Consider the following 6,025-nt stretch of genomic DNA (forward strand, 5'->3'; position numbering starts at 1 on the left):
TGCCAACGCGTTGGCCGGAGCTTTCGCGACGGGTTCTTGCGCAAGCAGGCCCCCCGTGCTTCCCCAATCTCATCCCATTTACCTGCCTCGCGCTTTATTCTGTTTATATCCTGATAATTATGCAGAGCGTGATACTGTTGCGGTTTTTGTTCTTTTGGCGTTTAGCTCATACTGTGTGACAAAGCATGTTTTACAATGTATCAATTGTTCACATGAAGAAGTCAGTTTGATATTTTTTTCACAATATAGTTTATATTTTTTTATTATCTATGTTTTTACCCCTTTAACAACGTAAAAAAGGACTTACTACTTTATAACAACATTACCTCCGTTGTGCATGCAAACCTTTAACCAAAGGAAGCGTCATGAAAAAACCCAATCTGCAGGATAGATATGCTCTCTTCATTGATGGTGAATGGAAAGAGGCCTCTGACGGGGGAACCTTCGAATCCCTTTGCCCGGCCAATGGCGAACGCCTGGCAACCTGCGCCGAAGCCACCAGAGAAGACGTGGACGCTGCCGTCAAGGCCGCCACAGCGGCGTGGGCAAGCTGGAAAAATACAGACGCCGCCGAGCGCGCCGACCTGCTCATAAAAATTGCGGATATCATCGACGCCAACAAAGAACATCTTGCCATGGTGGAAACACTGGATAACGGCAAGCCCATCCGCGAAACCGCCAATGTGGACATTCCCTTTGCCGCCGACCACTTCCGTTATTTTGCGGGCGTACTGCGCTCCGAGGAAGGTTCGGCCACCATGCTTGACAAAAACACGCTCTCGCTGGTGCTGCGCGAACCCATCGGCGTGGTAGGCCAGATTGTGCCGTGGAACTTCCCCTTCCTCATGGCTGCATGGAAGCTGGCCCCCGTGCTTGCCGCAGGCTGCTGCACCGTATTCAAGCCTTCCAACCACACCTCTCTTTCCGTTCTGGAGCTGGCGCGCCTTATCAACGGTGTGCTGCCCAAGGGCGTGTTCAACGTGATCACCGGGCGCGGTTCGCGCTCCGGCCAGTATATCCTCGAGCACCCCGGCTTCAACAAGCTGGCCTTTACCGGCTCCACCGATGTGGGCCGCAGCGTGGGCATGGCCGCAGCCAAGCGCCTGATCCCCTCCACTCTGGAGCTTGGCGGCAAGTCGGCCAACATCTTTTTCCCCGACTGCCAGTGGGACCTCGCCATGGACGGGCTGCAACTGGGCATCCTGTTCAACCAGGGGCAGGTATGCTGCGCCGGTTCGCGCGTTTTTGTGCATGAAGACATTTATGACAGGTTTGTGGCCGAAGCAGTGGAACGCTTCAACCGCGTCAAGGTGGGCCTGCCCTGGGAGGCGACCACCCAGATGGGCTCGCAGATCTACGAAGCGCACCTCAAGGCCATTCTGCTTTGCATTGAGCAGGCCAAGGGCGAAGGGGCCACAGTGCTTTGCGGCGGCGAGCGCGTCACATCGGGCGATCTGGGCAAAGGCTGCTTTATGCGGCCCACCCTGCTCGGCAACGTCACCAACGACATGCGCGTCGCGCGGGATGAAATCTTCGGTCCCGTTGCCGTCATCATAAAGTTCAAGACTGAAGAAGACGTGGTCCGCATGGCCAACGACAGCGTATACGGCCTTGGCGGCGGCGTATGGACGCGTGACATCAATCGCGCCATCCGCGTAAGCCGCGCCATTGAAACAGGCCGCATGTGGGTGAACACCTACAACAGCATCCCGGCGGGCGCTCCCTTTGGCGGCTACAAGGAATCGGGCATAGGGCGCGAGACGCACAAGACCATCCTTGAGCACTACACCCAGCAGAAAAACATCATCATCAATCTGTCAGAAAACCCCACCGGCTTTTACCCCTAGCCGTGGGCGTGTGACAGACACCTGACTGTGTGGCGCGAAGCCTGCTGCGCACCCGCGCCACACAGCAACAGGGAGCAGTCCGGCGGCGCAATGCCGTACAAGGGCGACAAAAAGCCGACCGGACCGGCAACGGTAAAAACCTCGTGGCTTCGCAGCATGGCCGCCGCACAGCGCATTTTTGCTTCCGGCGCAAAACAGAAAGCACGGCAAACCACGTTATGCCAGCCATCAGAGTATGCCCCGGCAGCAGACGGAAAACGGCATCGCACCGGGGCATGGTGAGCCGTTCTCCGGGCAGCATTCTCCACATCCGCCCCGGCGGCCGCTGCCATAAGCGTCAGGCAGCCGGCAGCCAAGCCCCTGATGCCGGACGCCTGATCCGGTCGCCACGGGCGGACATACCGGAGCATGCGGGGATAGCACCCCGCAACTTCCGCTATCGGCCATGCGCCGAAACAGAAAGAGGAGGGCCCCCACGGCCCTCCTCTTCGCATGAGTGGAGAATTTTTTATGGACTGCGAACCTGCCACGCTCCCGTTCATGTCACGGAAAAGTGATGCTTTTCGTGTTTACAAAGACAGTACGGCGCTGAGCCGCCTGTCCGGTATGCGTGGTTAGAGCAAATCAACATCGAACCTGTTCATCTGACCCCGTGCGTTTTTTGAATACTCCGCACGGCGAAACAGCCCCGGACAAGCCTTGCCTGCCCACAGGCGACTGTTTCAGGCTTTCTGTGCTCTGCGGTTCACGGCGTTTTCCCGTTGGGCCAACGCCGGTTATTGTTGAGGCGCGTCCGGCACGCGCTGCACCAGGGCCAAAGCCAGCAGCGCGGGCGATATGGTGTGCCTTTGCAGAGGATTGCGCAGCTGACGCCGCACAAAGCCCGCCATGTCCATAGCCATATCCGCGTCGGTAATAGCCGCGCGGCTGGCCTTCTTGTTCTCTTCCAGTACGGCAAGGTACCGCTGTATCACGGCAAGGTCGTGCTCTTCGGGCGCGAGCCTTTCCGGCGGTCCGGCTTCCGACAGGAATGTGTCAGTGATGCGTTGCGACATGACCATTCCTCCCTGAATGGATCACTGCTTCCCTGCATCAGGAGGGGCGGGTTCGCCTTTTTTGTGTCTGTACACGGTCTCCCCTTCCCCACTCATCACCAACTTTATCGGAGTGCGCGGCAAAAATCTTTAGAGTTTCTGACCGGGAAAAAGCCGTGCACTCCGCCGAAACGTCAACACACGTGATAACAGCATAAATATATTGCGTTTACGCAAGTACATCAGTACATCAAACCACGTTTTCCTACAGGCCGGTAAAGCTTATCCAGGGCAAACCACCCTGCCGCCACTCCGCCCCGCGCTTGCATGGGCGCGTATTCGCAGATACCATAAGAGCACCAAGCCAGAAGAGGAGAGTCTATGCCAACACCCATACTGCACAAGGAAAGCCTGATCCCGGGCAAAACCAGCAAGATGGTGCTTGATGCGCCACAAATTGCCCGCAAGGCCCGGCCCGGCCACTTTGTCATGCTGCGTATGACCCCCACGGGTGAACGCATTCCCCTGACCATTGCAGATACAGATGCCGAAAAAGGCACCATTACCATCGTCTATCTGGTCATGGGAAAAAGCACCGCCATTCTCGAAGAACTTGATACCGGCGACTCCATTCTTGATGTTTGCGGCCCCCTGGGGCACCCCACCCACATTGAAAAGAAAGGCACCGTCATTTGCGTGGGCGGCGGCACGGGCATTGCCGCCATGCACCATATTGCCAAAGGGCATGCACGTGCCGGCAACAAGGTGGTGGGCATCATCGGCGCGCGCAGCAAAGATCTGCTGCTTTTTGAAAAAGAACTGAAGCTTTTTGTGGATGAACTGCTCATCTCTACCGATGACGGCAGCTACGGCCACAAGGGCCTTGTAACCGACCTTCTGCGTGACAGGCTTGAAAAAGACAAGAGCGTCTTTGAAGTGGTGGCCGTCGGCCCTGTGCCGATGATGGCCGCCGTGGCCGAAACCACGCGCTCCTTCGGCGTAAAAACCACTGTCAGTCTCAACCCTATCATGGTTGACGGCATCGGCATGTGCGGCGCCTGTCGCGTCAGCGTGGGCGGCAAGACCAAGTTTGCCTGTGTGGACGGCCCCGAATTTGACGGGCATGAAGTGGACTTTCCCGAACTGCGCCGCCGTCTGGCTGCCTACCGCGAACAGGAAAAGGTCTCCATCGACGATTATCAGCTGAGGATTGCTCATGGAAACTAAAACCCCAAAAAAGAAGCCTATCGCTCCCAGGGTGGACATGCCCTGCCAGCCCGCCGAGGTGCGCCGCGCCAACTTCGATGAAGTGGCCCTGGGCTACACCAAAGAAATGGCTGTTGAAGAAGCTCAGCGCTGCCTACAGTGCAAAAAGCCCTTCTGCGTCAGCGGTTGCCCTGTGGAAGTACCCATCCGCGATTTTATCCGCGAAGTGGCCCTGGGCAATATGGATGCGGCCTACCGCATCATCAAAAGCACCAACAGTCTGCCCGCCGTGTGCGGCCGCGTTTGCCCGCAGGAACATCAGTGCGAAGGCAAGTGCGTCCTCAAGGCCAAGGGCCAGCCTGTAGCTATCGGCCGCCTTGAACGTTTTGTGGCCGACACCTATATAGCAACCACAGCCTGCGAACAGGTTACCGGCACCAACGCCTGCGCCCTGCCCAGAGGCGACCTCAAGGTGGCCTGCATCGGCTCCGGCCCCTCATCCCTTACCTGTGCGGGCGTCTGCGCCGCCGCAGGCATCAAGGTGGATGTATACGAAGCCCTGCACGAGGCTGGTGGGGTACTTATCTACGGCATTCCCGCATTCCGCCTGCCCAAGAATGTGGTCGCCACCGAAATTGATGGTCTGCGCCAGTCCGGCGTGGACTTTCATCTGAACGCCGTCGGCGGCCGCACCGTGGACGTGGGCGAGCTGCTTGAAAGCCATCACGCCGTCTTTATCGGCGTGGGTGCTGGCCTGCCCGTATTCCTGGGCGTGCCGGGAGAAAACCTGGTGGGCGTGTTCTCGGCCAACGAGTATCTTACCCGCGTGAACCTCGGCCGGGCTTATGACTTTCCCGATCAGGACACCCCAGCCTTTCCCGGTAAAAACGTCACCGTGTTCGGCGCGGGCAACGTGGCCATGGACGCGGCGCGCACCGCCCTGCGCATGGGCGCGGAAAGCGTACACGTTGTCTACCGCCGCACCAGAGACGAAATGCCCGCCCGCCTTGAAGAACTGGAACATGCCGAAGAGGAAGGCGTGCAGTTTGCCATGCTTTCCGCGCCGGTATGCTTTAACGGTAACAGCGAAATGCGCCTCACCTCCGTAACGCTGCAAAAAATGGAGCTGGGCGAGCCAGACGCCTCCGGTCGACGCCGCCCCGTTGCCATTGAAGGCGAAGTGTATGACCTGCCCACCGACCTCGCCATCGTGGCTCTGGGTACACGTTCCAACCCCATCCTTCTGGAAGCCACGCCCGAGCTCAAACTGAACAAGTGGGGCTATATCGAGGCCGATGAAGAAACGGGCGAAACATCCATACCCAATGTCTTTGCCGGTGGCGACATCGTTACCGGCGCGGCCACCGTTATCCTTGCCATGGGCGCGGGACGCAAGGCCGGACAGGAAATCGTAAGGCGCCTGCTGAAGTAGCCCGAGGCACTGCGCTCAAACATTCGCGGGGGAGAAAGCTTCCACTGTCTGCGCGCGCCACCGGGGTGCGGCAAGACAGGAAGAGGCTTTCTCCCCCGGTTTTTTCCGGGCGGCGGGCCAGCGCGGCCCAAACCCGGCGGCACTGGCCGTCACATCTTGCCAGCCGGGGCCTTCAAGGTCATACTGGTCACAATAACAACCCTCCCCGCCAATGGGGCCGGAAACATCCCGGAGCATTCAGGAACACCCGTCATGATCCTTGCAGACCTGCACACCCATACCAAATACTCGCACGGCGGCAACAGCCCGGCTGAAATGCACGCGGCAGCACAGGCCAGGGGTATTGAACTTATCGGCTTTACCGAACATTCTCCCCGGCCGGTGGGCTTCGACTACACGCACGAGTACCGCGACAAGCTCACCCGCCACCTGCCGGACTACGCCAGTGAGGTACTGGCCCTCAAGGCGGCCAATGCGGGCGGTCCCTGCCGGGTGCTTTTCGGCAT

Annotated in this window: 6 protein-coding genes; 4 read left to right on the forward strand and 2 right to left on the reverse strand. The window is 58.7% G+C overall.

The features are described 5' to 3' along the window. The first annotated feature begins 365 nt into the window (after positions 1-365). On the forward strand, positions 366-1,847 hold the full coding sequence (locus QZ377_RS01645; RefSeq protein WP_291438931.1) for an aldehyde dehydrogenase family protein: 1,482 nt from the start codon (positions 366-368) through the stop codon (positions 1,845-1,847). On the opposite strand, the gene QZ377_RS01650 is transcribed toward QZ377_RS01645, so the two are convergent. Both QZ377_RS01650 and QZ377_RS01655 read right to left on the reverse strand, forming a co-directional pair. Then, positions 1,844-2,005 carry a hypothetical protein gene (locus QZ377_RS01650; protein ID WP_291438932.1) on the reverse strand — a complete coding sequence of 54 codons (162 nt, stop codon included), beginning with the start codon at positions 2,003-2,005 and terminating at the stop codon, positions 1,844-1,846. The two genes, QZ377_RS01645 and QZ377_RS01650, sit on opposite strands and share 4 nt — an antisense overlap. Before the next feature lie 618 nt (positions 2,006-2,623). Beyond that, entirely contained in the window at positions 2,624-2,902 is a 279-nt protein-coding gene (locus QZ377_RS01655; RefSeq protein WP_291438934.1) for a hypothetical protein, read from the reverse strand. 360 nt (positions 2,903-3,262) lie between these two features. On the opposite strand from QZ377_RS01655, the gene QZ377_RS01660 reads away from it, so the two are divergent. The 3 genes from QZ377_RS01660 to QZ377_RS01670 all read left to right on the forward strand — a co-directional run. Then, positions 3,263-4,108, forward strand: coding sequence for a sulfide/dihydroorotate dehydrogenase-like FAD/NAD-binding protein (locus QZ377_RS01660; protein ID WP_291438936.1), 846 nt, complete (start codon positions 3,263-3,265; stop codon positions 4,106-4,108). Beyond that, the gene (gltA, locus tag QZ377_RS01665) at positions 4,098-5,519 is read left to right on the forward strand and encodes an NADPH-dependent glutamate synthase (RefSeq protein WP_291438938.1); all 1,422 of its coding nucleotides are present in this window, start codon (positions 4,098-4,100) and stop codon (positions 5,517-5,519) included. Before QZ377_RS01660 ends, gltA begins: the two co-directional genes overlap by 11 nt. A gap of 252 nt (positions 5,520-5,771) precedes the next feature. Next, positions 5,772-6,025: PHP domain-containing protein (locus QZ377_RS01670; RefSeq protein ID WP_291438940.1), on the forward strand; the 254-nt coding region annotated here is incomplete at its 3' end.

This window comes from Desulfovibrio sp. (assembly GCF_019424165.1).
Classification (GTDB): domain Bacteria; phylum Desulfobacterota; class Desulfovibrionia; order Desulfovibrionales; family Desulfovibrionaceae; genus Desulfovibrio.